General features: G+C 69.3%; 26 protein-coding genes. 12 read left to right on the plus strand and 14 right to left on the minus strand.

Features of this window, described 5'->3' with window-relative positions; genetic code table 11:
* Nucleotides 1–25: 25 nt before the first annotated feature.
* Nucleotides 26–917, minus strand: a protein-coding gene (locus CKW34_RS24040) for an IS5 family transposase (RefSeq protein ID WP_370670846.1) whose coding sequence is annotated in 2 segments (ribosomal slippage) — nt 26–425 and nt 424–917 — 894 coding nt in all. Because the reading frame shifts where the segments join, the coding sequence is not laid out codon by codon here.
* Between the two features lie 138 nt (nt 918–1,055).
* Between CKW34_RS24040 and CKW34_RS24045 the strand changes: the two genes are divergently transcribed.
* Nucleotides 1,056–1,970, plus strand: a complete 915-nt coding sequence (locus tag CKW34_RS24045) for a spermidine synthase (protein ID WP_059381913.1) — start codon at nt 1,056–1,058, stop codon at nt 1,968–1,970.
* The gene (locus tag CKW34_RS24050; RefSeq protein WP_370670847.1) at nt 1,967–2,995 is read left to right on the plus strand and encodes a pirin family protein; all 1,029 of its coding nucleotides are present in this window, start codon (nt 1,967–1,969) and stop codon (nt 2,993–2,995) included. Before CKW34_RS24045 ends, CKW34_RS24050 begins: the two co-directional genes overlap by 4 nt.
* A 47-nt stretch (nt 2,996–3,042) precedes the next feature.
* On the opposite strand, the gene CKW34_RS24055 is transcribed toward CKW34_RS24050, so the two are convergent.
* A complete protein-coding gene (locus CKW34_RS24055; protein WP_059381915.1) occupies nt 3,043–3,333 on the minus strand; it encodes a putative quinol monooxygenase in 291 nt (96 codons plus the stop codon).
* Between the two features lie 86 nt (nt 3,334–3,419).
* Here CKW34_RS24055 and CKW34_RS24060 point away from each other — a divergent pair, with 86 nt between their 5' ends.
* Nucleotides 3,420–4,040, plus strand: coding sequence for a class I SAM-dependent methyltransferase (locus CKW34_RS24060; protein WP_059381916.1), 621 nt, complete (start codon nt 3,420–3,422; stop codon nt 4,038–4,040).
* A gap of 3 nt (nt 4,041–4,043) precedes the next feature.
* Here the strand turns inward: CKW34_RS24060 and CKW34_RS24065 are convergent, their stop codons facing one another.
* Nucleotides 4,044–5,486, minus strand: coding sequence for a flavin-containing monooxygenase (locus tag CKW34_RS24065; RefSeq protein ID WP_059381917.1), 1,443 nt, complete (start codon nt 5,484–5,486; stop codon nt 4,044–4,046).
* Between the two features lie 3 nt (nt 5,487–5,489).
* Nucleotides 5,490–6,500: a PHP domain-containing protein gene (locus tag CKW34_RS24070; protein ID WP_059381918.1), complete on the minus strand. Its 1,011-nt coding sequence runs from the start codon at nt 6,498–6,500 to the stop codon at nt 5,490–5,492.
* A 40-nt stretch (nt 6,501–6,540) separates the two neighbouring features.
* On the opposite strand from CKW34_RS24070, the gene CKW34_RS24075 reads away from it, so the two are divergent.
* Together CKW34_RS24075 and CKW34_RS24080 are read left to right on the plus strand one after the other, a co-directional pair.
* Entirely contained in the window at nt 6,541–7,245 is a 705-nt protein-coding gene (locus CKW34_RS24075) for a SanA/YdcF family protein (protein WP_059381919.1), read from the plus strand.
* 10 nt (nt 7,246–7,255) lie between these two features.
* Nucleotides 7,256–7,927, plus strand: coding sequence for an SDR family oxidoreductase (locus CKW34_RS24080; protein WP_039584495.1), 672 nt, complete (start codon nt 7,256–7,258; stop codon nt 7,925–7,927).
* A gap of 21 nt (nt 7,928–7,948) precedes the next feature.
* On the opposite strand, the gene CKW34_RS24085 is transcribed toward CKW34_RS24080, so the two are convergent.
* The 3 genes from CKW34_RS24085 to CKW34_RS24095 are packed head-to-tail and all read right to left on the minus strand — an operon-like array spanning nt 7,949 to nt 10,455.
* Entirely contained in the window at nt 7,949–9,055 is a 1,107-nt protein-coding gene (locus CKW34_RS24085) for a DUF6777 domain-containing protein (RefSeq protein WP_059381920.1), read from the minus strand.
* 9 nt (nt 9,056–9,064) lie between these two features.
* On the minus strand, nt 9,065–10,072 hold the full coding sequence (locus tag CKW34_RS24090; protein ID WP_059381921.1) for an alpha/beta fold hydrolase: 1,008 nt from the start codon (nt 10,070–10,072) through the stop codon (nt 9,065–9,067).
* The gene (locus CKW34_RS24095) at nt 10,072–10,455 is read right to left on the minus strand and encodes a nuclear transport factor 2 family protein (protein ID WP_059381922.1); all 384 of its coding nucleotides are present in this window, start codon (nt 10,453–10,455) and stop codon (nt 10,072–10,074) included. Before CKW34_RS24095 ends, CKW34_RS24090 begins: the two co-directional genes overlap by 1 nt.
* Nucleotides 10,456–10,597: 142 nt before the next feature.
* On the opposite strand from CKW34_RS24095, the gene CKW34_RS24100 reads away from it, so the two are divergent.
* The 3 genes from CKW34_RS24100 to CKW34_RS24110 all read left to right on the plus strand — a co-directional run bounded on the left by CKW34_RS24100 (nt 10,598) and on the right by CKW34_RS24110 (nt 12,805).
* Nucleotides 10,598–11,425, plus strand: a complete 828-nt coding sequence (locus CKW34_RS24100; RefSeq protein WP_059381923.1) for an alpha/beta hydrolase — start codon at nt 10,598–10,600, stop codon at nt 11,423–11,425.
* A gap of 70 nt (nt 11,426–11,495) precedes the next feature.
* Nucleotides 11,496–12,086, plus strand: coding sequence for a hypothetical protein (locus CKW34_RS24105; protein WP_064059886.1), 591 nt, complete (start codon nt 11,496–11,498; stop codon nt 12,084–12,086).
* A 59-nt stretch (nt 12,087–12,145) separates the two neighbouring features.
* Entirely contained in the window at nt 12,146–12,805 is a 660-nt protein-coding gene (locus tag CKW34_RS24110; RefSeq protein WP_059381925.1) for a hypothetical protein, read from the plus strand.
* 98 nt (nt 12,806–12,903) lie between these two features.
* Here the strand turns inward: CKW34_RS24110 and leuS are convergent, their stop codons facing one another.
* Complete coding sequence (gene leuS, locus CKW34_RS24115) at nt 12,904–15,771, minus strand: leucine--tRNA ligase (RefSeq protein ID WP_059381926.1); 2,868 nt, start codon at nt 15,769–15,771, stop codon at nt 12,904–12,906.
* 96 nt (nt 15,772–15,867) lie between these two features.
* On the opposite strand from leuS, the gene CKW34_RS24120 reads away from it, so the two are divergent.
* Together CKW34_RS24120 and CKW34_RS24125 are read left to right on the plus strand one after the other, a co-directional pair.
* Complete coding sequence (locus CKW34_RS24120) at nt 15,868–16,272, plus strand: SdpI family protein (RefSeq protein WP_059381927.1); 405 nt, start codon at nt 15,868–15,870, stop codon at nt 16,270–16,272.
* 60 nt (nt 16,273–16,332) lie between these two features.
* A complete protein-coding gene (locus CKW34_RS24125) occupies nt 16,333–17,286 on the plus strand; it encodes a DUF1648 domain-containing protein (protein WP_059381928.1) in 954 nt (317 codons plus the stop codon).
* A gap of 24 nt (nt 17,287–17,310) precedes the next feature.
* On the opposite strand, the gene CKW34_RS24130 is transcribed toward CKW34_RS24125, so the two are convergent.
* The gene (locus CKW34_RS24130; protein ID WP_174479603.1) at nt 17,311–17,928 is read right to left on the minus strand and encodes a YqgE/AlgH family protein; all 618 of its coding nucleotides are present in this window, start codon (nt 17,926–17,928) and stop codon (nt 17,311–17,313) included.
* Between the two features lie 13 nt (nt 17,929–17,941).
* Nucleotides 17,942–18,610, minus strand: coding sequence for a TetR/AcrR family transcriptional regulator (locus tag CKW34_RS24135; protein ID WP_059381929.1), 669 nt, complete (start codon nt 18,608–18,610; stop codon nt 17,942–17,944).
* Between the two features lie 166 nt (nt 18,611–18,776).
* Between CKW34_RS24135 and CKW34_RS24140 the strand changes: the two genes are divergently transcribed.
* Both CKW34_RS24140 and CKW34_RS24145 read left to right on the plus strand, forming a co-directional pair.
* Nucleotides 18,777–19,727, plus strand: a complete 951-nt coding sequence (locus tag CKW34_RS24140; protein WP_059381930.1) for an NAD-dependent epimerase/dehydratase family protein — start codon at nt 18,777–18,779, stop codon at nt 19,725–19,727.
* Nucleotides 19,728–19,824: 97 nt separating this feature from the next.
* A complete protein-coding gene (locus CKW34_RS24145; protein ID WP_059381931.1) occupies nt 19,825–21,144 on the plus strand; it encodes an MFS transporter in 1,320 nt (439 codons plus the stop codon).
* Between the two features lie 29 nt (nt 21,145–21,173).
* Here the strand turns inward: CKW34_RS24145 and CKW34_RS24150 are convergent, their stop codons facing one another.
* The 4 genes from CKW34_RS24150 to CKW34_RS24165 are packed head-to-tail and all read right to left on the minus strand — an operon-like array spanning nt 21,174 to nt 24,167.
* Nucleotides 21,174–22,235: a sulfate/molybdate ABC transporter ATP-binding protein gene (locus CKW34_RS24150; RefSeq protein WP_059381932.1), complete on the minus strand. Its 1,062-nt coding sequence runs from the start codon at nt 22,233–22,235 to the stop codon at nt 21,174–21,176.
* Nucleotides 22,232–23,017, minus strand: coding sequence for an ABC transporter permease (locus CKW34_RS24155; RefSeq protein WP_059381933.1), 786 nt, complete (start codon nt 23,015–23,017; stop codon nt 22,232–22,234). The genes CKW34_RS24150 and CKW34_RS24155 overlap by 4 nt, the downstream gene beginning before the upstream one ends.
* Nucleotides 23,014–23,766, minus strand: a complete 753-nt coding sequence (modA, locus tag CKW34_RS24160; RefSeq protein ID WP_059381934.1) for a molybdate ABC transporter substrate-binding protein — start codon at nt 23,764–23,766, stop codon at nt 23,014–23,016. Before modA ends, CKW34_RS24155 begins: the two co-directional genes overlap by 4 nt.
* On the minus strand, nt 23,763–24,167 hold the full coding sequence (locus CKW34_RS24165) for a TOBE domain-containing protein (RefSeq protein WP_059381935.1): 405 nt from the start codon (nt 24,165–24,167) through the stop codon (nt 23,763–23,765). Before CKW34_RS24165 ends, modA begins: the two co-directional genes overlap by 4 nt.
* Nucleotides 24,168–24,209: the final 42 nt, after the last annotated feature.

A 24,209-nucleotide genomic window follows, 5' to 3' on the forward strand; every position in this document is an offset into this window, starting at 1 on the left:
GGGCGTGTTTCAAAAGGTCGCTGCCTCATAGCCACTGACTGATTGCGGCGATCTGGACGGTGGCCAGATACCGCACTGCGAGCTTGTCGAAGCGGGTGGCCACCGCCCGGAACTGCTTGAGTTGGTTGATGCCGCATTCGACGGCATGCCGCTGTCGGTAGACGGTGCGGTCGAAGACCGGTGGTCGCCCACCATCGGAGCCGCGGTTGCGGCGGTGGGCGAGCTGATCGGACGGGATCGCAATGGTGGCTCTGATCCCACGTTTACGCAGGTAGTCCCGGTTCGCCCGGGAGCTGTAGGCCTTGTCCGCCAGCACCCGATCCGGTCGCGTGCGCGCCCGGCCGGCACCGAACCGCGGTACCCGGATCGCGTCCAACACGGCGGTGAACTGCGGACTGTCCCCGTGCTGACCGGCTGTCAGTAGCAGCGAGCGGCCGTCGATGCTGTTCGCACGCCAGATGCAGCTTCGTCGTCCATCCACCCCGGGAGCGACCCAACGCGTGGTCGGCCGGTTCGGTCACGACACCGCCGGGCGGTTCGACCTGCTCGCTGCCCTCGCGGCGGGCGCCGGCGGCGTGCTGATGCGCCCGCATGATCGTCGAGTCGACGCTGACGTCCCAGGCGATCTGGTCGGCGGCGTCGGCGATGGTCTGCAACCGGGTCAGCACGTGTGCCCAGGTGCCGTCACGTTGCCAGCGGCGGAACAGCCCGTAGACGGTTTGCCAGGGACCGTAGCGGTCCGGGACGTCCCGCCACGGGGCGCCGACGCGGATGCGCCAGCGGATCCCGTCGATGAGCTGGCGTTTCGGCCACTTCGGTGGACGGCCGATCTTCGACACGGGAGGCAGCAGCGGAGCCAGACGCGCCCACTGCGCGTCGGTGAGGTCCGCTCGCCCCGCTACCGCTACGCTGGGCACGAGGTCTCCGAGATATCCAGGTTTTGCTTGGTCGCTAAACCCAGATACCGGAGGCCTCACTCATTCCCTGACTGCGACACCGCTTCCTGCAGAAAACCGGTTCAAGATCACTTTTGAAACATGCCCTAGGCTCGTCGTATGAGCAGGCAACGAGGTGGCCGCGCCGCATCGTCGCCGCGCAAGGAGAAGACCGGTGCACCCGGCGGCCCGGTCGAAGGGTTGTACGACATCGACACGGGCACGTGCGAGCTCGTCAAGGACCGTTATCTCGCCGACGGTTGGGTGCTCGAGATCAACGGGGTGCCCAGCTCGCACATCGACCTGAGCGACCCGGCCCTGCTCGAGTTCGAGTACATGCGGTGGATCGCGATGCTCGTCGAGAGCAGGTTCGAACGCGACTCGAGACTGCGCGTGCTGCATCTCGGCGGGGGTGCGTGCACGATGGCGCGTTACTTCGCCGCGGTCTATCCCGACGCGCGGCAAGTGGTCGTCGAGATCGACGGTCGCCTCGCCGAACTCGTCCGCCACTGGTTCGACCTGCCCCGCGCCCCGTTGCTGCGCATCCGGGTGGGGGAGGCCCGGCAGGTCCTCACCTCACTGTCCGATGCGAGCCGCGACGTGATCGTGCGGGATGTCTTCGCCTACAACCGCACTCCCGTCGCACTCACGACCCTCCAGTTCACGCAGCACGCCCGGCGCGTGCTCGCGCCCGGCGGTGTCTACGTCGTCAATTGCGGCGATTTCCGCGACCTGGCAGTCGCGAAGCGCGAGGCCGCGACGATCGGTGAGGTCTTCGAACACACCGTGATCATCGCCGACCCCGCGATGCTCAAGGGACGTCGTTACGGCAACGTCGTCATCGCCGGCAGCGACCTGCCGCTCGGCGACTCCCCGGCCCTGGCCCGCGACCTGCTCGGCGGTGCCGTCCCGGCACAGATCCGGCTGGGTGACCAGGTGGAGAAGTTCGCCGCCGGGGCGCGTGTGCTCGACGACAGCGAGGCCACCACACCACCCGGAACAAAGAGCACGGGCACGGAGTTGCACGGGTCATGACGTCAGCAGCCCCTACTCCGGTACTCCAGGTCTTCCGGCTCGGTATGCCCTGGCAGACCATCGATCCGTTCCTGTTCGTCGCGCACCATGTCGACGCGTATCCGGCGGGCAACGACGAACTCGGACCCGACGCGTCGCTCGACGGCCGCCCGCTCGGCCAGGACTTCGGAAACCCGGCGGGCTGGAGCATGTACCACGGAACCACCGTCCCGGGATTCCCCGGCCATCCGCACCGCGGCTTCGAGACGGTGACCTTCGTGCGCTCGGGTTTCGTCGACCACTCCGATTCGGTGGGTGCGGCGGCGCGTTTCGGTGAGGGCGACACGCAGTGGCTCACCGCCGGAAACGGCATCGTCCACAGCGAGATGTTCCCTCTGCTGAACAAGGATTCGGGCAATCCCCTCGAGCTGTTCCAGATCTGGCTGAACCTGCCCGCCGAGTCGAAGACCGTCGACCCGCACTTCTCGATGCTGTGGAACGAGGACACCCCCACCGTGACGGTCGCGGACGAGGACGGACGCACCGTCTCCATCCGCGTCATCGCCGGTGAGCTCGACGGCGCGACTCCGCCGCCGCCCCCGCCGAATTCGTGGGCATCCCGACCCGGCACCGACGTCGCGATCTGGAACATCGATCTGTCGTCCGGTGCGCGCTGGGAACTGCCGGCCGCACGCGGTGAGCAGACGCAGCGGGTCCTGTACGTGTACAACGGTTCCCCCGTGCGGATCGGTGATCGGACGATCGAGTCCGGGCACGGAGTGGTCGTCGACGCGTCGGTGCCGGTACACCTCACCGGTGGCGACGAGGGCACGCAGATCCTGATGCTGCAGGGTCGCCCGATCGGCGAACCCGTCGTGTCGTACGGCCCGTTCGTGCTCAACGACGAGGCCGGGGTCCGGCAGGCGTTCGAGGACTACCGACGCACCGGATTCGGCGGATGGCCCTGGGACAGCGACGGTCCCGTGCACGAGCGTGACGCCGGCCGGTTCGCACGGTATCCCGACGAGCAGCTCGAGCAACGCTGATCGCGTGCGCAGATCCTGTCGATCTCCGGCCGGATCCGCGACGAGAACTACTCGTTCGTCGGCTGCACGTCCGGGACGAGGTACTCGGACACCTCCATCGACCGGATCTCCCGGGCCTGATCGTCGTCGGGTCCGCTGCCGCGAAAGTCGTCGAGATGTGCCCGTGACTCCCACCGTTCGTAGATGCAGACGCGATCGGGTTCGATCAGGTCGGCGGTGACGGCGAAGTCGAGGCAGCCCGGCGCTCTGCGGGCCGCCTCGACGGCGGCCCTGCAGGTCGCCAGGTAGGCCTCACGCCTGTCGGCGTCGACGGTGAGATGTCCTGCGACGATGATCATGGATCCCCTCCTGTGGTGACTGCCTCGTCGTGGATAGGACCTGCGAACGGGGTCGAACTCATCGCGGCCCGTCGTACGATGCCGGGGTGACCCAGCCCGGATACGACGTCCTCGCGGATCTGTACGTCGAGCTGTTCCCCGATCCGTACCTGACGCCGCTCGAACGCCACACCGTCGCCGCCTTCGCCGAGATGGTGTGCCAGAGCCAGGTGCAGGGTGTCGTGCTGGACGTGGGTTGCGGACCCGGATACGTGGCCGCGGATCTCGCCGGACGCGGACTCGACGTGATCGGCCTCGATCCCAGTACGCAGATGCTGCGCATCGCGCGGGACGCCCACCCCGCCCTGCGATTCGTGCGGGACGACGCGCGACTCGCATCCGACGATCTCCGCGGTGTGGTTCCGAGCGCGATCATCGCGCGGTTCAGCCTCATCCACGTTCCGCCGCTCGAGATCCCCAGGGTCCTGGCCGGGTGGGCGGAGAGGATCCCGCCCGGGGGCGTGGTGCTCGTCGCGGGGCAGACCACCGACGAGCCGGGTGAGGTGGTCGAGTTCGACCACGCGGTGGCGCCGGCCTGGCGGTGGCACCCGGATCGTCTCGCCGCGGCCTTGTCCGACGCCGGATTCGACGAGGTGTGGCGGACGGTCGGCCGTCCCGACGCCGACCATCGCTTTCCCGACGTCCACCTGGCGGCGCGCCGGCGCTGACCGTCAGGGCGTGAACTGCATCGATTCGTCGACACGCCCGAGCCGCATGGTGGGCAGGTCGAGGAGATAGTTCTGCCGCATCAGCCATGGGCTGCGCGAACCCTGCTTGGGCAGAGCACCTTCCGCGCGGTGGATGTAGCCGGCGTCGAGACCGAGCAGCGGGCGGGTGCGACCGTCGCCCGAATACCTCGGCACCGCCGAGCGGTAGCCGTTGCGGCGCATGTACCGCAGCAACCGGCACACGTACAGGGACGCGAGATCGGCGCGCAGGGTCCACGACGCGTTGGTGTAACCGAGGCACATCGCGGCATTGGGCAGGCCGTCGAGCATCATCCCGCGGTAGATGAACCGGGTGGAGAGGTCGATCTTCTCCCCGTCCACGACGAACTCGATCCCCCCGGCGGGCACCAGTTGCAGACCCGTTGCGGGAATCAGGATCTCGGCCTCGAGTTCGCGGCCGGACTCGAGGCGGACGCTCTTCTCGGTGACGGTGTCGATCCGGTCGGTGACGATCTCGGCGTTCCCGGCGCGCAGGGTGCGGAACAGATCGGAGTCGGGGACCACGCACAGTCGCTGATCCCACGGGTCGTAACGCGGTGAGAAGTGGGGATCGACCGGGATCCTGCCGCGCAGGCGACGTTCGGTGAGAGTGCGCAGCACGCGTTTCGCAGCCGACGGGAACCGCTGACAGAACTGGTAGAAACCGAGGTTGACCACGACGTTCTTCGTCCGCACCGCGCGATGGGCCACCTTGTCGGGCAACAGGCGTCGTATCCGCGTCGCGATCGGGTCGCGCGCCGGCAGCGACATCACGTAGGTGGGGGAGCGTTGCAGCATCGTCACGTGTTCGGCCTTCTCCGCGAGCGCGGGCACGAGAGTGACGGCCGTGGCGCCGCTGCCGATCACCACGATCTTCTTCCCCTCGTAATCGAGGTCCTCGGGCCAGAACTGCGGATGTACGACCGTACCCGCGAAGTCCTGCAGGCCGGGGATGTCGGGGAGGTATCCGGACTCGTAGCTGTAGTAGCCGCTGCAGAGATAGAGGAAGGAACAGGACATCTCGACGGTACCCTGCCCGGTCGAGGCACGCACCGTCCACCGGGCATCATCCGACGACCAGGATGCGTCGATCACCTTGTGGCCGAAACGGATCTGCCGGTCGATGCCGAATTCTGCAGCGGTGTCGCGGATGTACTGCAGGATGTCGGGGCCGTCGGCGATGGACTTCTCACCCCGCCACGGGCGGAACGGGAATCCGAGCGTGTACATGTCGCTGTCCGACCGGATCCCGGGATAGCGGAACAGATCCCACGTACCGCCGATCGCGTCGCGACTCTCGAGGATGGCGTACCCCAAATCCGGGCACTGTGTCTGCAGCCGGTAACCGGCATCGATGCCGGACAGCCCGGCTCCCACGATCAGTACGTCGACGTGTTCCACGCGCATCCCCTACCTGTCGGTCCACGCCAGCAGGTCGTCGACCTCCCAGGTGTTGATCACCTGTTCGGGTTCGACGCCCCGCTCGGCGGCACGTTCGCAACCGTACCCGAGCCAATCGAGTTGTCCCGGTGCATGTGCATCGGTGTCGATGGAGAACAGGCAACCCATCCCGAGTGCGAGATCGATGAGACGCGACGGCGGGTCGCGGCGTTCGGGCCGGCAGTTGATCTCGACGGCGGTGTCGTGATCGCGACACGCGGCGAAGACCTTCTCGGCGTCGAACTTCGATTCGGGACGGCTTCCGCGACCCCCGCCGACGAGCCGGCCGGTGCAGTGCCCGAGGACGTCGACGTGGGGATTCGCCGCCGCACGCAGCATGCGTTTCGTCATCACCGACCGGTCGGCCCGCAGGTTCGAGTGCACGCTCGCGACGACGACGTCGAGTTCGGCGAGCAGCCCTTCGTCCTGGTCGAGCGATCCGTCGTCGAGGATGTCGACCTCGATACCCGTGAGAATCCTTGCACCATCGGCGTTCCCGTTGATCTGCGCGACGACGCCGAGTTGCGAGCGCAGCCGCTCCGCGGTCAGACCGTTCGCAACCTTCAGACGGGGGGAGTGGTCGGTGAGAGCGAAGTACTCGTGCCCGATCATCATCGACGCGACGCGGTGCATCTCGTCGATCGGGCTGCCGCCGTCGGACCAGTTCGAGTGGGTGTGCAGGTCGCCGCGCAGGGACTCGAGCAGGTCGCGGGCGCCTCGTCCGATCGGTTCGGCCTCCTCGCGCAACTGCTCGAGATAGGCGGGCACTCCGTCGAACGACTCGCGGATGACGGTGGCGGTCTTCTTCCCGATGCCGGGCAGATCGGTCCACGAGTCGGTCTTCCGCAGAACCTCCCGCTTGTGGTCGCTCACGTCGGCGAGCACCTCCGCCGCGCGTCGATAGGCCTGCACACGGTAGGTGTCGGCGTGTTCGCGTTCGAGCCAGAAGGCGACTTCGCGGAGTGCGTCGACGGGGTCCACCCCTCCATTGTGGCCGCCGGGCGTCCGTAATCTGGGACGCATGCTCGAATCCGTCCGGCCGTCGTCCCTCCTCGGTGCGGTCTCCGCACTGGCCGTCGGTGCGGTGTCCGCGCTGACACTCGTCTCCGCCCGCGTGGCGTCCGAGGCGAAGGGCCTCATCTACGAGGTGGACGACGCACCACCCGCCCCGGTGGTGATCGTGCCGGGCGCGCGGGTGCACGAGGGCCGTCCGATACGGGTGCTCCGCAGCCGTCTCGACGTCGCCGTCGCGTTGATGGAACGGGGACGGGTGCAGGCCGTGCTCGTCTCGGGCGACGGGGCGGGAACCTCGGGCGACGAGATCGCGGCGATGATCGCGTATCTCGTCGAGCAGGGTGTCAACCGGGAACGGATCGTCGCCGACCCGTACGGTCTGGACACCTACGACACCGCCCGGCGCGCCGTCGCCACTTACGGCGTGCGGCATGCATTGATCACGACCCAGGCCTTCCACCTTTCGCGCGCGGTGGCGTTGTGCCGGCGGGCGGGAATCGACATCGCCGGAGTCCGCGCCGCGAACGACGTGCGACCGCGCACGCGGCTGAGGAATCTGGCGCGCGAATACGTGCTGTCACGACCCAAGGCGTTCCTCGAACTCCGGTTCCCTCGCGACCCGGCGGTGTCGACCCCGCCGGACGACCGGCTCGCCGAGATCCTGGCCGGTCTCGAGCACGGTGCGGTGGCCGCCCCGCCCTCGGCTTCCTAGGCTCGTGATCATGCGCCCCACAGCTCTCGTCACCGGAGGGGGTCGCGGTCTCGGCGCCGCGATCGCCCACGAACTCGCTCCCACCCACGATCTGCTCCTCGGCGGCCGACGTCGCGAGTCGCTCGATGCGATCCTCGAGGAACTGCCCGACGCCACGCCGTGGCCCGTGGACCTGCTCGACCACGACGCCGTCGCCGCGGCCGCCGCCGACATCGACCGGCTCGACGTGCTCGTCCACAATGCGGGCGTCGCCGAACTGGGCACGATCGCCGACAGCGAGCCCCGGCAGTGGCGCGAGACGTTCGAGGCCAACGTCGTCGCCGTGGTGGCCCTGACGCAGGTGTTGCTGCCTGCCCTGCGGGCCGCGAACGGGCACGTGGTGCTCATCAATTCGGGGGCGGGGTTGCGCGCTCGCCCCGGGTGGGGTGCCTATGCCGCGAGCAAGTTCGCGTTGCGGGCGTTCGGCGACGCGCTGCGCGAGGAGGAACCCGCACTGCGGGTCACCTCGATCCACCCGGGCCGGATCGATACCGACATGCAACGCGCAATCGTCGCGTCGGAGGGTCGCGAGTACGACCCGTCGCAGTTCCTCAGCCCCGGCACGGTGGCACGCGCGGTGCGGCAGGTCGTCGAGGCGCCGGTCGACGCCCACCCCACCGAGGTCGTTCTGCGTCCTCGCTGAAGGCTCGGAACGGCTGACGGCTCAGAACGGCAGGGGAATCACCACCGGGGGAGCGCCCGGGATCTGGATCTGGATCTGCGGAGGCGGAGGCGGCGGCGCGGGAGCACGCGGCGCCGGCGGGGGTGCCGGTGCCGGTGCCGGTGCCGGTGCCGGTGCCGGTGCCGGTGCCGGTGCCGGCGGCGGCGCCGGAGCGGGTTCCGGAGCCGGCGGCGGCGGTGGCGGTGGTTCCGGAGCGGGTGGCGGCGGTGGCGGTGGTTCCGGGGGAGGAGGCGGCGGCGGTGCCGCGGCTTCCGGCACCGGATCACGTCGCGGCGCGGGAACGGGTACCTGCAGCGCCTCGGTCTCGGGGCGGGACTCCTCCGTGGTCTCCGGTGCGGCCGGAGCCGTGGTCTTCGGCAGGGCCTCACCGACCGGCACGGGGACCATCGCACCGGTCGTGATGTCGACGACCTCCAACTCCCGCACGGCAGTCGCGGCGGGCTGGACGACGAACATCCGCTCGGCGTTCAGTCCGGGCCATTTCGGGCCCTCGAGTTCGTCGTTGCCGGTGAGCACCGGCGCGGACAGCGGATTACCTCGCACGCACCGCACGCGCGGAACACCGAGTTCGTCGACCAGGACGATCGTGCCGCGCTCGAGCAGCGACTGCACGGGCCGCGCGGCACCGTCGCGGTACTCGTGCATGGTCACCCGGGTGTCGGCGCGCAACAGGACCGCCGTGAGGGTGTCGGTGTACCCGCGGATGTCGGGCACGCCGAGGACACCGCGCCACGCCTCGGCCTTGGCCGGGTCCTCCTCCAGATGAAGGATGAGTCCTTCGCGGTCGCACAGGGGCCGGTCGAGACTGCCCCCGTAGAGGGCCGGCCGGTCACCGGGGACGGCCGGGGTCCCGGCGGTCGCGGTGACCGGGTCGCCGCCGTCCTCGACGACTTCGGGAGGTGGGGGCGGCACCGCAACCGGCACCTGCGGCGGCACGAGACGCGGCGTCCACGGGTCGTCCTGCGCGGTGGCGACATGCAGTTGCACGGGCGTCGTCGTCTCGACCGAACCGCCCGACGAGCAGGCACCCGCCGCCAGTGCCGTCAGGGCGAGTGCCAGACCGAATCCACGAACCGTGTCGCTGGCCACGCCGTCATGCTAGGTCGATGATCGCCGGTGAAAGTGCTGTTCGGCGGTTCTCGTCGGTATCCGGATCCCGGAGAGGAAACGCAGGAGGAGGTCGTTCACCTCGTCGCGACGTTCCATCTGCACGAAATGCCCCGCGCCCTCGAGCAGGTGGACACCGCGCAGATCGGGGACGAAGGCACGCATCCGTTCGAGCGCCGACGGTCCCGACATCGCGACGACGGGATCCCGGTCTCCGGCCACGAACAGCGTCGGTACCTGCACTTTCGCACCCTCGTAGGGACGCGACGCCTCCCAGTTGGCGTCGTAGGCGCGGTACCAGGACAGACCTCCGCCGAATCCGGTGCGGGCGAACTCGGCCGCGTAGTGGGCGAGTTCGTCGTCGGCGAGCCAATCCCACGGCAGGTCGGGAGCGGTGGGCAGCACGTCGAGGTATCCGCGTCCGTCGGACGGATGCGACCACACGTCGAGATAGCGGTATCCGCCCGAGAGGGCGAAGAACAACCGCTGCAGGAATTCGCGCGGGCGGGGATCGAGTTCCGCCTCCGCGACCCCAGGTTCCTGGAAGTAGTGGAGGTGGAGGAAATGCTTGTCGGCGAGACCGCGGAAGATCTCGCTCGGTCGCGCCGGCATCCGGTCGGGCGAGTAGGGCACGGCGAGCAGGACGAGACCGGCGACGCGATTCGGATGTCGCAGCGCCGTCGTCCAGGCGACGGGCGCACCGAAGTCGTGACCGACGACGACCGCGCTGTCGATGCCGAGGACGTCGAGCAGCCGGACGAGGCGATCGGCGACCGCGACGTTCGTGTACTCCTCGACCTCCCGGGGCCGGTCGGTGCGGCCGTAACCGGGCATGTCCGGGGCGACGGCACGGTATCCGGCGTCGACGAGCGGCGCGAACTGGTGCCGGTAGCTGTACCCCAGGCCGGGGAATCCGTGGCACATGACGACCGCGGGCCCGTCACCCCGATCGTCGATGTTCCACGTGAAACCATCGACCTCGACGATGCGGCTGCCCATCAGGAGGCGGGGACGGTCTGCATGTCCTCCTGGCTCCAGAACGCCCTCATGCTCGTGATCCTCGCGTCGTCGTCGAAGGTCATCACGTCGACGACCTCCATGATCAGATCCTGCTCACCCAGGTGCGTGACCAGGCGGAACACGAAAGCGGCGTTGTTCTCCGCGATCTTGAGGGTGATCACCTCACCGGTCTGCGCGAGTGGTTCGACCACTCCGTAGAACTCGCGGATCTCGGCCTCGGTCGCGCGGACGGGTGTGCCGACCGGATCCTCGACGGTCGCGCCCGGTGCGTACAGGGCGAGGACGTCGTCGACGGTGCCCGAGGCAACGGACTTCACGTAGTTCTCGACGGTGGCGCGGATCGCGTCCCGACTCGGTGACATGAGGTCTCCTTCGTTCGAATCTGGAACACGTTTCAATCGACGGTAGTGGGCCGGTTCCGCGGATGCACTCACGATTCCCACTCGGAAGACCCCGCGCCGGAGGACGATGACATCGCCATCACCCGGAACGATCGGAGACCCGATGATCGACGCTGTCGCCTTCACCCTCGACGGACACGCCGGCGCCCTCGCAGCGCGCAAGTGGGTCGACGAGACCCCGCGCTACGTGGCGCTGCTGTGCCACGGTTACGGCGAGCACTGCGGACGCTACGAATACGTGGCAGCGCGCCTGGTCGCCGACGGCGCCGCCGTCTATGCGGTGGACCACATCGGTCACGGTCTCAGCGACGGCGAACGCGTTCTGATCGACGACTTCGAGAAGGTGGTCGACGACTTCCGCCTGCTCGATCTCACGGCGCGACGCGAACATCCCGACCTGCCGGTCGTGCTCGTCGGGCACTCGATGGGCGGCATGATCGCCGCCCGGTACGCGCAGCGATACGGAGCGGAGCTGACCGCGGTCGTCCTGTCCGGGCCGGTCCTCGGCAGGTGGGCCACCGTCGACGCCCTGCTCGCGGCCGAGGAGATCCCCGACACCCCCATCGATCCGTCCACCCTCTCCCGCGATCCCGAGGTGGGTCGCGCCTATGTGGCCGACCCGCTCGTCTGGCACGGCCCGTTCGAGCGCACCACCGTGCAGGCGCTGAAGACCTGCATCGACACGATCACCGCCGCCGGTGCCGTCGACGACGTGCCCGTGTTGTGGCTGCACGGTGAGGACGATCAGCTGGTTCCCCTCGACGGCACCGCCACCGGATGGTCGTCGCTGGCAGGTCGCGGGTCGTCGTCGAAGACCTATCCCGGGGCACGACACGAGGTCTTCAACGAGACGAATCGGGACGAGGTCCTGGGCGATGTCGTCGACTTCGTCGGCACGCACATCCACCCTCTCGAGCCTCTCGAGGATTGAACCCGACCGTGCCGGGCTACCCCACTCCATGGGGCCGTCCCCTTCGTGTCCCGTACGGAAGGAGACGACCGTGGTCGAAGACAGTCCATCCGACGGGGCTCGCCCTGGTCCGGCCGACAAGGCACGCCTCGGGTTGAAGCAGACCGTGTTCGGCAAGGCGAAGGAGGTCGCCGGCGCTCTGACCGGCAACGATTCCCTCACCACCGAAGGCCGACTCGAGCAGGAGCAGGCCCGGCAGACCAGGAAGGCCGACACACTCTCGCACATGGCCGAGGCCGAGAGCGACGAGGCGGTCGAGCAGCTCGACGCCGTCCGCGAGGCCGGACAGCAGGAACGCGAGGCCGTGCAGCAGCGGACCGACGCCGTCGAGTCGCAGGTCGAGCAGGAGGCACGGATCCGTAAACAGGCCGCCGATCTCGAATGTCAGGAGAACATCGTCCGAGGGCGGTCCGACGCCGTCCGCGAGGCCACCGCCGCCGAGCAGCAGGCACGCCGTGAGGAGAACGACCAGGTCACGGATGCCGCCGCCGAGGTCGCGGCTGCCGACGAGGACCACCGGCGCGCCTCCCACGACGCCGAACGTGCACGTCTCCAGGCCGAAGAGGAACGCCGCAAGGCCGAAGCCCTCGAACGCACCTTGACCGACGAGCCGGAGCGCTGACGAACACCACCGACATTCCCTACCGGAGCTGTACCCCCATCGAAGTTGGAGATGCGCCCATGAACCTCACCACCCTGCCCAAGAGCGTTCTGCGACTGCAGTACAAGATCGCCCGTTTTCCGCTGGGACTGCTCGAGCAGCAGTTGCGGTTCCTGCCCACCGACGCCCCGCCGCGCCTGATGTACGAGCGGGGACTGGGCATGCTGGACGGCATCGTCGGCAGCGTGCTCGACGATCAGGAGATCGCGACGCGCGGGGCACTCGCCACCGAACGCGCCGAAGCGGTGAAGCGCGCGGAGAAGCTCGACGCCCAGGCCGCGGCCGAGAAGCGCGCGGCGGACGCCGAACTCCGCCGGACGCGTGAGCGCGCCGAAGCCGAACAGGAAGCTGCACGGCGCGACCGCGAGAAGGAGGTCCAGCAGGCGCGGGAGCGTGCGCAGGAACGCGCGAAGCAGGCTGAGAAGGAAGCCGAGCAGAAGAAGGCCGCCGAGACGGCGAAGGCCGATCAGGAGGCCGCCGCGAAGCGCCGTGCCGCCGAGACGGCGAAGAAGAAGGACGAGGAGCGCATCAGCAAGGCCGAGGAGGAGGCCGCCGAGCCGGCCAAGGTCTCCCTCAAGGAGGCCGTCGCCAAGCAGCTCGAGGCGAAGGAGGCGGAGGAGCGCGCACACGATGCGGGCGAGGTCGCCGAGTTCGAGAAGATCGAACACAAGAACCCCTGAGCGCGAAGTGCTCTCGGTGAAATTCGAGCGCACAGCACAGAGACGACGAGACCCCGGTGCACAGGATGCACCGGGGTCTCGTCTGTCGGAAGCTGTTGCTACTTCACGACATTGACCATCTTTCCGGGAACCACGATCACCTTGCGCGGTGCGGCACCGCCGAGCAGGTCGGCGATCTTCTCGTCCGCGAGCGCAGCGGCCTCGATGGCGTCGGGCGCGGCATCGGCCGGGACGGTGATGCGGCTGCGCACCTTGCCGTTGACCTGGATCGGGTACTCGACGCTGTCCTCCACGAGCCACTTCTCGTCGGCGACCGGGAACGGGCCGTGCGCAAGCGATTCGGTGTGTCCGAGACGCGACCACATCTCCTCGGCGAGGTGCGGGGCGACCGGGCCGAGCATGAGCACGAGCGGTTCGACGGCGCTGCGCGGCGCACCCGACGGGTACTGCTTCGTCAGGTGGTTCGTGTACTCGATGAGCTTGGCGATCGCCGTGTTGTCGCGCAGGTGGGTGAAGTCGTCGGACACACCCGCGACCGTCCTGTTGAGTGCCCGCAGCGTGTCGTCGCCGGGGGTGTCGTCGGTGACGCGCAGCGCACCGCTCTCCTCCTCGACCACCAGACGCCACACGCGCTGCAGGAAGCGGTGCGCGCCGACGACGTCCTTGGTCGCCCACGGACGCGACTGGTCGAGCGGACCCATCGACATCTCGTAGACGCGCAGGGTGTCGGCACCGTACTCGTCGAAGATCTGGTCGGGGCTGACGGAATTCTTGAGCGACTTGCCCATCTTCCCGTACTCGCGAGCGACCTCCTGCTCACCGTCCGGGCCGGTCCAGTAGAACTTGCCGTCGCGCTCGACGACCTCCTCGGCCGGCACGTACACACCGCGCGAGTCGGTGTAGGCATAGGCCTGGATGTAGCCCTGGTTGAACAGGCGACGGTACGGCTCCGAGGAAGTGACGTACCCGAGGTCGAAGAGCACCTTGTGCCAGAACCGCGCGTACAGCAGGTGCAGCACCGCGTGCTCGACACCGCCGACGTACAGGTCGACGCCACCCGGATCGTTCGGGCCGTGCAGTTCCGGCCGCGGGCCGGTCCAGTATGCCTCGTTCTCCTTGTCGCAGAAGGCTTCCGAGTTGGTGGGGTCGATGTAGCGCAGCTGGTACCACGAGCTGCCGGCCCACTGCGGCATCACGTTGGTGTCGCGCGTGTAGCGCTTCAGGCCGTCGCCGAGATCGAGCTCGACGTTCACCCAGTCGACCGCCTTCGCGAGCGGCGGGGACGGTTCGGAGTCGGCGTCGTCCGGATCGAACGAGACCGGCGCGTAGTCCTCCACCTCCGGAAGTTCCACGGGCAGAGCGGATTCGGGCAGCGGGTGAGCGCGTCCCTGCTCGTCGTAGACGATCGGGAAGGGCTCGCCCCAGTACCGCTGCCGCGCGAACAGCCAGTCGCGCAGCTTGTACTGGATGGTGCCGCGCCCGGTGCCCTCCTCCTCGAGCTTCGCGACGATCGTCTTCTTCGCCTCGGCGACGTCGAGACCATCGAGCAGGCCGGAGTTCACCAGCACACCGTCGCCGGTGTACGCCTCGGTGGTGACGTCGCCGCCGGAGATGACCTCGCGGATGGGCAGACCGAAGGCGGTCGCGAACTCCCAGTCGCGCTGGTCGTGGCCCGGAACGGCCATGATCGCGCCGGTGCCGTAGCCGGTGAGGACGTAGTCGGCGATGAAGATCGGCAGTCGCTCGCCGTTGACCGGGTTCACGGCGTAGGCGCCGAGGAACACACCGGTCTTCTCCTTCGACTCCTGCCGCTCGAGATCGGACTTCGCGGCGATCGACGCGCGGTAGGCGGCAACCGCGGCGGCCGGATCGGCGGCACCGCCGGTCCAGCGCTCGTCGACACCCTCGGGCCAGGACGCACCGACGATCCGGTCGACGAGTTCGTGCTCGGGCGCGAGGGTCACGTAGCTGGCACCGAACAGGGTGTCGGGCCGGGTCGTGAACACCTCGATCGCCGAGTCGTGGTCGGCGACGGCGAACTTCACCTGGGCACCGTGCGAACGCCCGATCCAGTTGCGCTGCATGGACTTGACCTTGTCGGTCCAGTCCAGGTGCTCGAGATCGTCGATCAGGCGGTCGGAGTAGGCGGTGATCCGCATCATCCACTGGCGCAGGTTCTTCCGGAAGACCGGGAAGTTGCCGCGCTCGGAGCGGCCGTCGGCCGTGACCTCCTCGTTCGCGAGCACCGTGCCCAGGCCCGGGCACCAGTTGACGAGCGAATCCGACCGGTACACCAGGCGGTACGAGTCGATGACGTCGGCGCGCTCACCCTCCGACAGCGACGCCCAGTCACGTCCGTCCTCGGGACGACGCGTGCCGTCGGCGAACTCGGCCTCGAGTTCGGAGATGCGGCGCGCCCGGCCGGCCTCGCGGTCGTACCAGGCGTTGTAGATCGTCAGGAAGATCCACTGCGTCCACCGGTAGAAGTCGACGTCGGTCGTCGCGACCGAGCGACGCTCGTCGTGCCCGAGACCGAGCCGGGAGAGCTGCCGCTTCATGTTCGTGATGTTGGCCTCGGTGGTCGTGCGCGGGTGCGTGCCCGTCTGCACGGCGTACTGCTCGGCCGGCAGGCCGAAGGCGTCGTAACCGAGGGTGTGCAGCACGTTGCGGCCCTGCATGCGGTTGAAGCGCGCGTACACGTCGGTGGCGATGTACCCGAGCGGGTGCCCCACGTGCAGGCCCGAGCCCGAGGGGTACGGGAACATGTCCTGCACGAAGAGCTTGTCGGAGGGCACCTCGCCGGCGAGATCGCCCACCGGATTGGGGGCGTGGAAGGTGCCGCGCTCGCGCCAGAGCTCCTGCCAGCGCTGCTCGATCCGCCCCGCAAGCTCGGCGGTGTACCGATGCTGCGGAGTGCTGCCGGGTTCGTGCTGGGAGGTCTGTTCGGGACGGGTCACGGTGATCACTATCTACTCGGCCGGGCGTGTGAGTGCTCCTACCAGGGTAGAACGTGCCCGCACCCGCGCAGACCGGTGGCACCACCGGCCGCGTATCCTGGTCGGGTGCTCATCGTCGCTGTCCTGCTCTTCGTGCTCGCTCTCGTCGTCGGCGCGGTGGGTGTCGCGGCACTGACCGGCAAGCTCCCGCGCAACCGCTGGGCCGGTGTGCGCACCCCCGACGCGCTGCGTGACGACGACGCCTTCACGCTGGCCAACAAGGTCGCCGCGCCCAGCATGCTCGGGTCCGCGGTGCTCCTCGCCCTCGGTGGAGTCGCGTCGCTGACCCTGCCCACCGTCGCCGGGATCATCGCGGTCGTCGTCACCGTGGTGGCCGCCCTGATCACCGCCGGAGCCGGCGGATCCGTCGCAGCGCGGGTCGCTGCGGCGACCAAGCCGGAGGAGACGGCCGGCTGCGGTACCTCGTGCGGCGCGTGCAGCCTGCGCGGGGCGTGCGAGCCGACCGCCTGACGGTTCGGCGAGAGCGGAACGAGGACGGCCCGGTGGAGGCCCGCACCCTAGGCTGAGCCCATGACGACGCGTCAGGTCGACCCCGTGGGTGTGCTGCTCGGGCTGGTCGTTCCGTTGCTGTGTGCCGTGGCCGTACTCGTGCTCACCCGTTCGTGGCTTCCACGGTTGCCCGGTGAAATTGCCACGCACTGGTCGGGCACGGCCCCCGATTCGTTCGGCCCGCCCATGACCTCGGCGTGGACCGCCGCCCTGCTGATCGTGCTCGTCGGGGGTGGGTGCTGTGCGATCGCCGCGCTCGCACAGGCGCAACTGCTCATGCGCCGCTACATGCTCGCGATCGGTCTCGGGGTCACCGGGACGATCACCGCGCTGTTCCTGGCCGGTCTCGCCGGGCAGCTCGACACGACCGACGCCACGCAGGCCGCGTTGGAGGGTCGGCCGGCGGTGCTCGGCATGTGGGCGGGTGTCGCGGTGGGCTGGTTCGGGGGACGGCTCCTGCGCGACGGCCGGGAGCGGAAGGCGGCGACCGCCGCTCCGGATCCGTCACTGCCGCGTGGTCGCGCCGAGCTGCCGATCGTCGAGCAGGTGGGCACCGGTGCGGGCACCACGGCGGGACTGTCGCTGCTCGTCCTGATCCCTGCACTCGTCGTGTGCGGTGCGACGCAGAGCTGGTGGCCGCTGGGCCTGATCGCACCCGTCGGTCTGCTCGTGCTGGGTCTGCTGCGCTACACGGTGGTGGTCGACGCGGACGGGATCCGGGTGTCGAATCTGGCCACCGACGCGCTCGGATACGACCTCGACGAGATCGTCGGCGCGAAGGTCACCGAGACCCGCCCGTTCCAGGACTGGGGCGGCTGGGGGCTGCGGGCCAAGGGTGGCAAACGGTACGGCCTGGTCACGCGCACCGGACCGGCGGTCGTGGTGACCACGGCGTCGGGACACGAATTCACCGTGACCGCAACGAGGGCCGAGGAGATGGCCGGCGCGATCAACACTCTCGCCGACGCCCGCTGACCGGTCCCGGTCGTCCGCCGGGACTCAGTTGCGTTCGACCTCGATCGGGTGGGTCGCGAGCAACGCCATCGGCAGCGGCTGCCGGCGCAGCACCCTCGCCCACAGGTCGAGGTGCGCGGGGGCGAGCACGTCCGCGGGCAGTGCCGAGACCACCATCCAGTCGTCGTTGCGCAGTTCGCCGTCGAGCTGACCTGCGCTCCACCCCGCGTATCCCGCGAAGATCCGCACACCCTCGACATAGTGGGCGATGTGCCCGGGATCGGCGTCGAGGTCGATCATCACCACTCGGCCGTCGACGTGGCGGATGCCGGGGACGTCGGTGATGTCGGCCCCCACCCGCAGCGTGCCGAGGCACAGTGCCGAACTGCGGTGGACGGGGCCGCCCACGAACAGGGTCTTCGGTTCGGCGGCGAGCCACGACCACTGCGGCAGCATGGCGTCGACGGAGGTGTCGCTGATGCGGTTCAGGACGACACCGAAGCTGCCCGCGTCGGTGTGCTCGATGATGTAGACGACGGTGCGGCGGAAGGTCGGCTCGGTGAGATCGGTGGCGGAGACGAGCAGGCTGCCGGCCCGCACCCTGGGTGTCGAGGGTGCGGTGCGGTCCTCGGGTTCGTCCTGATGCTGCGCCACGTCAGCCATTCTGTCACCGCCGTCACCGGCGCGTGGGGTGGAACCCGACGGTCTGTGCCAACAAGGTGAGATGATGTTCGAACAGGACCTCACGGTCCGGAAATGTGTCGGGGCCGTACTGCCCGAAGACCTCGAAGCTCACGGACCCGAACAGTGACGGCCATGCCCAGAGACCGCGTGCCAGTACGGAATCCGGGGCGGTGAGGGAGAATTCCTCCCTGATCCGGCCCAGCGGTTCCCCCAGGTTCTCCGGCGGTGGGGTACCGGCCGTGTCGTCCAGTACACCCGCGGCGTGGGCCTCGTCCACGATCCGGGCCAGTCGCAGGACCACGCGGATACCGGGTGCGGTGGTGCGTTCGGCGGGGGCGGCGTAGCCGGGCACCGGGCTGCCGTACAGCAACCCGTAGCGGGCGGGTTCGGCCAACGCCCACGAGCGCACGGCACGGCCGAGGGTGAGGAACCGTTCGCGGTGGTCGGAGGGGTCGACCGCGTCGACGGCTCGGTCGACACTGTCGCCGAGTTCGTCGTAGGCGTCGACGACGAGGAGGGTGAGCAGCTCGTCGCGGCTCGAGACGTAGCGGTAGACGGCGGAGGAGACGACACCCAGGTCGCGGGCGACGGCACGCAGCGACAGCGCCGCCGCTCCGTGGGTGCCGAGATGTTCGCGGCCGATCCGGAGGATGTCGGCCATCGTCTGTGCGCGTGCGCGCGCCCGTGGTGTCGTCACCCGGCCATTCTGCCGTCGAACAGAGAGCACCGTCAACAAACGAGAGCACTGCTCTTGACAAGCGCGTCTACATGGAGGATCGTCGAAGTCATCAGAGAGCACTGCTCACACTTTTCGGAATCGAGGAATCATGTCGCATCTCCAGGTGGTCGCAGGAGCCGGACCCGTCGGCTGGACCGTCGCCGAAAAACTTGCCGCACAAGGACATCGAGTGCGTGTTCTCACCCGATCGGGCAGCGGGCCGGAAGATCCGGGTATCGAACGCCTGCGCGTCGATGCCACCGACCCCGAGGCCGTCGCCGCAGCCCTCGTCGACGAGGACGGACTTCCCACCGACGCCGTGTACATGTGCGTCCACGGCTCGGCCTACCACGCCGACGTGTGGGCACGCGAACTCCCCGTCGCCGAGCGCGTCGTCCTCGACGCCGCCGCGAACCTGTCGGAGAAGACGGTCGTCGTCTTCCCCGAGAGCCTCTACTCGTACAGCGAACCCGACCGCGTCATGACCGAGGACTCACCCCGTGAGGCCGACACCGGCAAGCGCGGCGTCCGGCGGCAGCTCCTCGCGGCCCGCGCCGCCCATCGCGCACCGACGGTGAGCGTCGTGGCATCGGACTTCTTCGGTCCGCGGGCACGGAGCGCGATGGCCGGAGAACGCATGGTGCCCACCGTGCTCGCCGGCAGGAAGGTGCGGGTGCTCGGTTCGGCCGACCTCCCGCACTCGTTCACCTACGTGCCCGACCTGGCCGCGGCGATGATCGCAGCTGCGGGGGAGCCGGCGGTGTGGAACACCGTGATCCACGCACCCACCGGACAGGCCGTAACACAGCGTGAGATCGCCACCGCCTTCGCCCGGGCCGCCGGCCTGCCCGCGCCCGCGGTGGGGACGATCCCGTCCTGGCTGCTGCGGGCCGGGGGCGTCGTGAACCGGGACATGAAGGAACTCGCGGAGATGCTCTACCAGTTCACCGCTCCGTTCGTCATGGACTCGACCCGCACCGAACAGGTACTCGGCCTGTCACCCACCCCGCTCGACGAAGCGGCGGCAGCAACCGTCGCGTGGTGGCGCGCCCGCGGGTGAGTCGCGCGGCACCGCGCCGGCCGTAACGGCCCAGGTCACGGCCGTGGTCGAGCGCCCGACCGGACCCGACCGGTCACAACGGATAGTGTCGGGAGTTGTGCGAGACTCCAGGCAGCAGTCCAGGCAGCGGGCGTGGCGATCGACCGCGACCGCCCTGCGGAACTCGCCGGGTCTCGTACGACTGACCGGGGTGCGGTTCGCGAGCCAGTTCGGCGACGGACTGTTCCAGGCCGCACTCGGCGGGGCGATCCTGTTCAACCCCGAACGTCACACCGACCCCGTGACGATCGCGGCAGGCTTCGCCGTGCTGCTGTTGCCGTACTCGGTGATCGGTCCGTTCGCCGGCGCCCTGCTCGACCGGTGGGACCGGCGTCTCGTCCTCGTGTGGGCCAACCTGCTCCGCGGAGTGTTCATCGCGGCGGCCGCGGCCGTGTTGCTCCTCGGGGGACCGCAGACCCCGCTCATGCTGTTCGCGCTCGCCGCCGTCGGCGTGAGCAGATTCGTCCTGGCGGGCGTCTCGGCCTCGTTCCCGCACGTCGTGGCCCAATCATGGCTCGTCCCGGTCAATTCCGTTATGGCGACGGTCGGTTCCGGTGTCTCGGCGGTCGGGGCCGCCACGGCGGTAGCGACCATCGGATTCGTGGGCGCAGGCGACACCGGCTCCGGCACTGCCGTCCTTCTCGGAGTGAGCGGTTCGCTCGTCGGCGCGATCGCCGCAGCCGGATTCGCCGCGAATGCACTCGGCCCCGAGGGAATACGTCCCCGGGCCGTGGTCCGCACCGTCCTGTCGGGCCTGCGGACCGGCGCGGGAGCCGTCCTCGAAGCGCCGGGCGTGACGATCGCGATGCTCGGAATCGGCGCGCACCGCATCGTGTTCGGCATCGACACGCTCATCATGGTGCTCGTCCTGCGTGCTGCGGGTGACGACTCCGGCGCTCCGGCCGGGGAGAACGACTCCGACCTGCTCGGCGGATTCTCCGGATTCGGTGTCGCGGTCGCCTGCACCGCCGCCGGCATGCTCTTGGCAGCGGTGCTCGCACCGATCCTGATCCCTCGACTGGGCCGGCCGCGCACCGTCACCGTCGGGTTGACCGCCGCCGCGATCGTGCAGTTCGCCTTCGTCACCACCGTGTCGGCCGGGCCGCTGCTCGTCGCGGCCTTCCTGCTCGGTCTCGCCGGTCAGACCATCAAACTCACCGGCGACGCAGCGATGCAGATCGACATCGACGACGCGCGCCGAGGACGGGTCTTCGCGTTGCAGGACACCGTCTTCAACATCGCCTTCCTCGGCGCGATCGTCGTGGCGGCCTTCGTCATCGATCCCGACGGCCGCACGCCCGAACTGGCCGTCGCAGGTGGGGTCGTCTACCTGATCGGGCTCGTCGCCGTGCTCGCCGTGCGCCGCACGCGGCAGTAGCGATCACGCGCGCAGCGCGGCAGTAGCGATCACGCGCGCAGCGCGGCCGGGTGGATTCCCACCTCCGTGGCCTTGACGACGAACCACACGGAGTCGCCCGGATGGACGTCGAGGTCGGCGAGCGCCGCCGTCGTGATCTCCGCGGCGATACCCGTATCCGAGCGCACGAGCACCGTCGACCCCTGCGCCTCGAGTTCCGCGATCCTCACGCGCAGCGCGTTGCGGGGGCTCCCGTGCGGTGCGTCGGTGTAGACGGCGACCGCCGACGGCGCGAAGACGGCGACGGCAGCAGTGCCCGGGACGCAGTCGTCGTGGACCCGACCGTGGACGAGACCGTTCGCGGATTCCAGCGCCTCACCTCGCACGGTTCCGGTGACGAGGTTGGTCCCTGCGATGCGGGCGGCGAAGGCGCTGCGCGGTCGCGTGAGCACACGGCGCACCGGCCCGTCCTCGACGATCCGCCCCGCCTCGATCACGATCACCCGATCGGCGAGGGCGAGCACGTCGAGCGGATCGTGGGTGACGAGCAGCGCGGTGCGTCCACTGTCGCGCAGGACGCGTCGCAGCAACGACCGCAGCACCGGTGTCGCCGTGACGTCGAGGGCGGCCATCGGCTCGTCGAGCAGCAACAGGTGCGGTTCGGCCGCGAGGGCACGCGCGAGCGCGACCCGCTGGGCCTGTCCACCCGACAGTTCGTATGGACGGCGATCGGCGAGTCCTGCGGCATCGACCTCCCGCAGCCATCTCACGGCGCGGACACGGGCCTCACGCCGACCCGCACCCGCACTGCGCGGTGCGAACTCGACATTGCCCGCGACCGTCAGGTGCGGGAAGAGCAGGGCCTGCTGGGCGAGCAGCACCACCGACCGGTCGTGCGGTGCGACGGTGACGCCGGTCGCGGTGTCGGTGAGCACGCGACCGTCGAGTTCCACACGACCCGCATCGGGACGCAACAGGCCGGACACCACACCCAGCAGCGTCGATTTGCCGGCTCCGTTGGGGCCCAGCACCGCGACGATCTCCCCCTGCGCGACCTCGAGATCGATGTCGACGTCGCGTGCGGTGACCCGGGCCCGCACCGTCAGGCTCACAGCGGACGGTCCTCCCGCCGCGAGTACACGGCCACGACGATCACGACGGCCACCAGGATCAGCACGAGCGACAGCGCGACGGCGGCGTCGGGATCGGTCTCCCGCTGCAGGTAGATCTCGAGGGGCAACGTGCGCGTCACACCCTGCAGGCTGCCGGCGAAGGTGAGGGTCGCGCCGAATTCGCCCAGAGCGCGGGCGAAAGCGAGTACCGATCCGGAGACCAGGCCCGGCAGCACGAGGGGCAGGGTGATGCGCCGGAAGACCGTCGTGGGACGTGCCCCGAGTGTCGCCGCGACGTCCTCGTAGCGTGATCCCGCGCTGCGCAGCGCACCTTCGAGACTCGTGACGAGGAAGGGCAGTGCGACGAAGGTCTGTGCGAGCACGACTGCCGTGGTGGTGAAGGCGATGTGGATCCCGAGCGCGTCGAGATGCTCACCGATCAGCCCGCGACGACCGAAGGTGTAGAGCAGGGCGACGCCACCGACGACCGGGGGCAGAACGAGGGGCAGCAGGACGAACCCGCGGACCACCGATATCCACCGGAAGCTGCTGCGCGCCAGTACTACTGCAAGGGGAACACCGAGCAGGATGCACAGGATCGTGGCAGCCGCGGAGGTACGCAGGCTCAGGAAGAGCGCGTCGAGGGACGCCGGGGACGTCACGAGTGAAGGGAAGGTCGCCCAGTCGACGGTGAGCAGCATCGCCACCAGGGGCACGACCACGAACAGCAACCCCAGCGTCGCGGGGACGAACAACCACCGGGGCAGTCCCGTCGCGGTCACGGTGCACCGAATCCCGCGTCGGCCAGGACGGTTCGGCCGTCGGTGCCGGTGACGAAGCGCACGAAGGCGTCGGCACGATCGTGATATCGGGAATCCTTCAGTGTCGCAACGGGATAGACGTTGACGATCTCCGCGGCTTCCGGGGCGGGGACGACGGTGACCTTCTCCCCGGCGCCCATTGCATCCGTGACGTAGACCAGACCGGCGTCGGCCTGGCCGGAGGTGACCTTGCCGAGCACGTCGGTCACCGACGACTCCTCGGACACCGGCGCGAGTTCGACACCGGAAGCCTCCTCGAGCCGCTCGGTGGCCGCCCCGCACGGCACCCGGGGTGCGCACACGACCACCGAGAGACCGTCGCCGGTGAGGTCGTCGAGCGAGGTGATGTTCTCCGGATTCCCCGGTTCGGTGACGATCGCGAGCGTGTTGGTTGCGAACGGGATCGGTTCACCGGCAACGAGTCCGGACGCGACGGCGGCGTCCATCGTCCGGGTGTCGGCGGAGGCGAAGACGTCGGCCGGTGCGCCCTGCTCGAGTTGGGTCCCGAGATCGGACGAGCCGGCGAACGAGAATTCCACCGTCACTCCGGGGTTCGCCTCCTCGAATCGTTCGGCGATCTCGGTGAACGGTGCCCGGAGCGAGGCCGCTGCATAGACGGTGAGCACATCCGAACCGCCGCCGGTGCCGCACGACGTCAGTGCCGCAGCGGTGAGAGCGGCAGCGAGCGCGGCGAGCGCCCGGCACCTCATTCGGCCCCTCCGGGTGTCTCGACGATGACGGTGGTCGCCTTGACGACGGCCACACCGATGCTGCCCGGCTCGAGACCGAGCTCGTCCACGGCCTCGGTACTCATGAGCGAGACGATCCGGTGCGGACCGCACTGCATCTCCACCTGCGACATGACGGTGTCGGAGACCACGCGCGTGACCAGCCCGACGAAGCGGTTGCGGGCGGAACTGCCCACCCCGAGCGGATCGGGACCGGCATCGGCCTGAGCGCGGGCGAATTCCGCCAGCTCGCGGCCGTCGACGGTCTTGCGGCCGGCGGAGTCCTTGCCGGCGTGCAGCAGCCCCTGGTCGATCCAGCGACGGACCGTGTCGTCGCTGACCCCCAGCAACGAGGCGGCGTCGCGGATCCGGAGCGATGTCACGCGTGTCTCCGCAGATGCGTCATGAATGACACGTTATATCCG

It is taken from the genome of Rhodococcus rhodochrous (assembly GCF_900187265.1).
GTDB lineage: Bacteria > Actinomycetota > Actinomycetes > Mycobacteriales > Mycobacteriaceae > Rhodococcus > Rhodococcus rhodochrous.

Coding starts and splice junctions, on each gene's coding strand:
- CKW34_RS24045 (WP_059381913.1), top strand. CDS start 1,056: ATGAGCAGGCAACGAGGTGGCCGCGCCGCATCGTCGCCGCGCAAGGAG.
- CKW34_RS24050 (WP_370670847.1), top strand. CDS start 1,967: ATGACGTCAGCAGCCCCTACTCCGGTACTCCAGGTCTTCCGGCTCGGT.
- CKW34_RS24055 (WP_059381915.1), bottom strand. CDS start 3,333: ATGATCATCGTCGCAGGACATCTCACCGTCGACGCCGACAGGCGTGAG.
- CKW34_RS24065 (WP_059381917.1), bottom strand. CDS start 5,486: ATGCGCGTGGAACACGTCGACGTACTGATCGTGGGAGCCGGGCTGTCC.
- CKW34_RS24075 (WP_059381919.1), top strand. CDS start 6,541: ATGCTCGAATCCGTCCGGCCGTCGTCCCTCCTCGGTGCGGTCTCCGCA.
- CKW34_RS24080 (WP_039584495.1), top strand. CDS start 7,256: ATGCGCCCCACAGCTCTCGTCACCGGAGGGGGTCGCGGTCTCGGCGCC.
- CKW34_RS24090 (WP_059381921.1), bottom strand. CDS start 10,072: ATGGGCAGCCGCATCGTCGAGGTCGATGGTTTCACGTGGAACATCGAC.
- CKW34_RS24095 (WP_059381922.1), bottom strand. CDS start 10,455: ATGTCACCGAGTCGGGACGCGATCCGCGCCACCGTCGAGAACTACGTG.
- CKW34_RS24100 (WP_059381923.1), top strand. CDS start 10,598: ATGATCGACGCTGTCGCCTTCACCCTCGACGGACACGCCGGCGCCCTC.
- CKW34_RS24110 (WP_059381925.1), top strand. CDS start 12,146: ATGAACCTCACCACCCTGCCCAAGAGCGTTCTGCGACTGCAGTACAAG.
- CKW34_RS24125 (WP_059381928.1), top strand. CDS start 16,333: ATGACGACGCGTCAGGTCGACCCCGTGGGTGTGCTGCTCGGGCTGGTC.
- CKW34_RS24130 (WP_174479603.1), bottom strand. CDS start 17,928: ATGGCTGACGTGGCGCAGCATCAGGACGAACCCGAGGACCGCACCGCA.
- CKW34_RS24135 (WP_059381929.1), bottom strand. CDS start 18,610: ATGGCCGACATCCTCCGGATCGGCCGCGAACATCTCGGCACCCACGGA.
- CKW34_RS24140 (WP_059381930.1), top strand. CDS start 18,777: ATGTCGCATCTCCAGGTGGTCGCAGGAGCCGGACCCGTCGGCTGGACC.
- modA (WP_059381934.1), bottom strand. CDS start 23,766: ATGAGGTGCCGGGCGCTCGCCGCGCTCGCTGCCGCTCTCACCGCTGCG.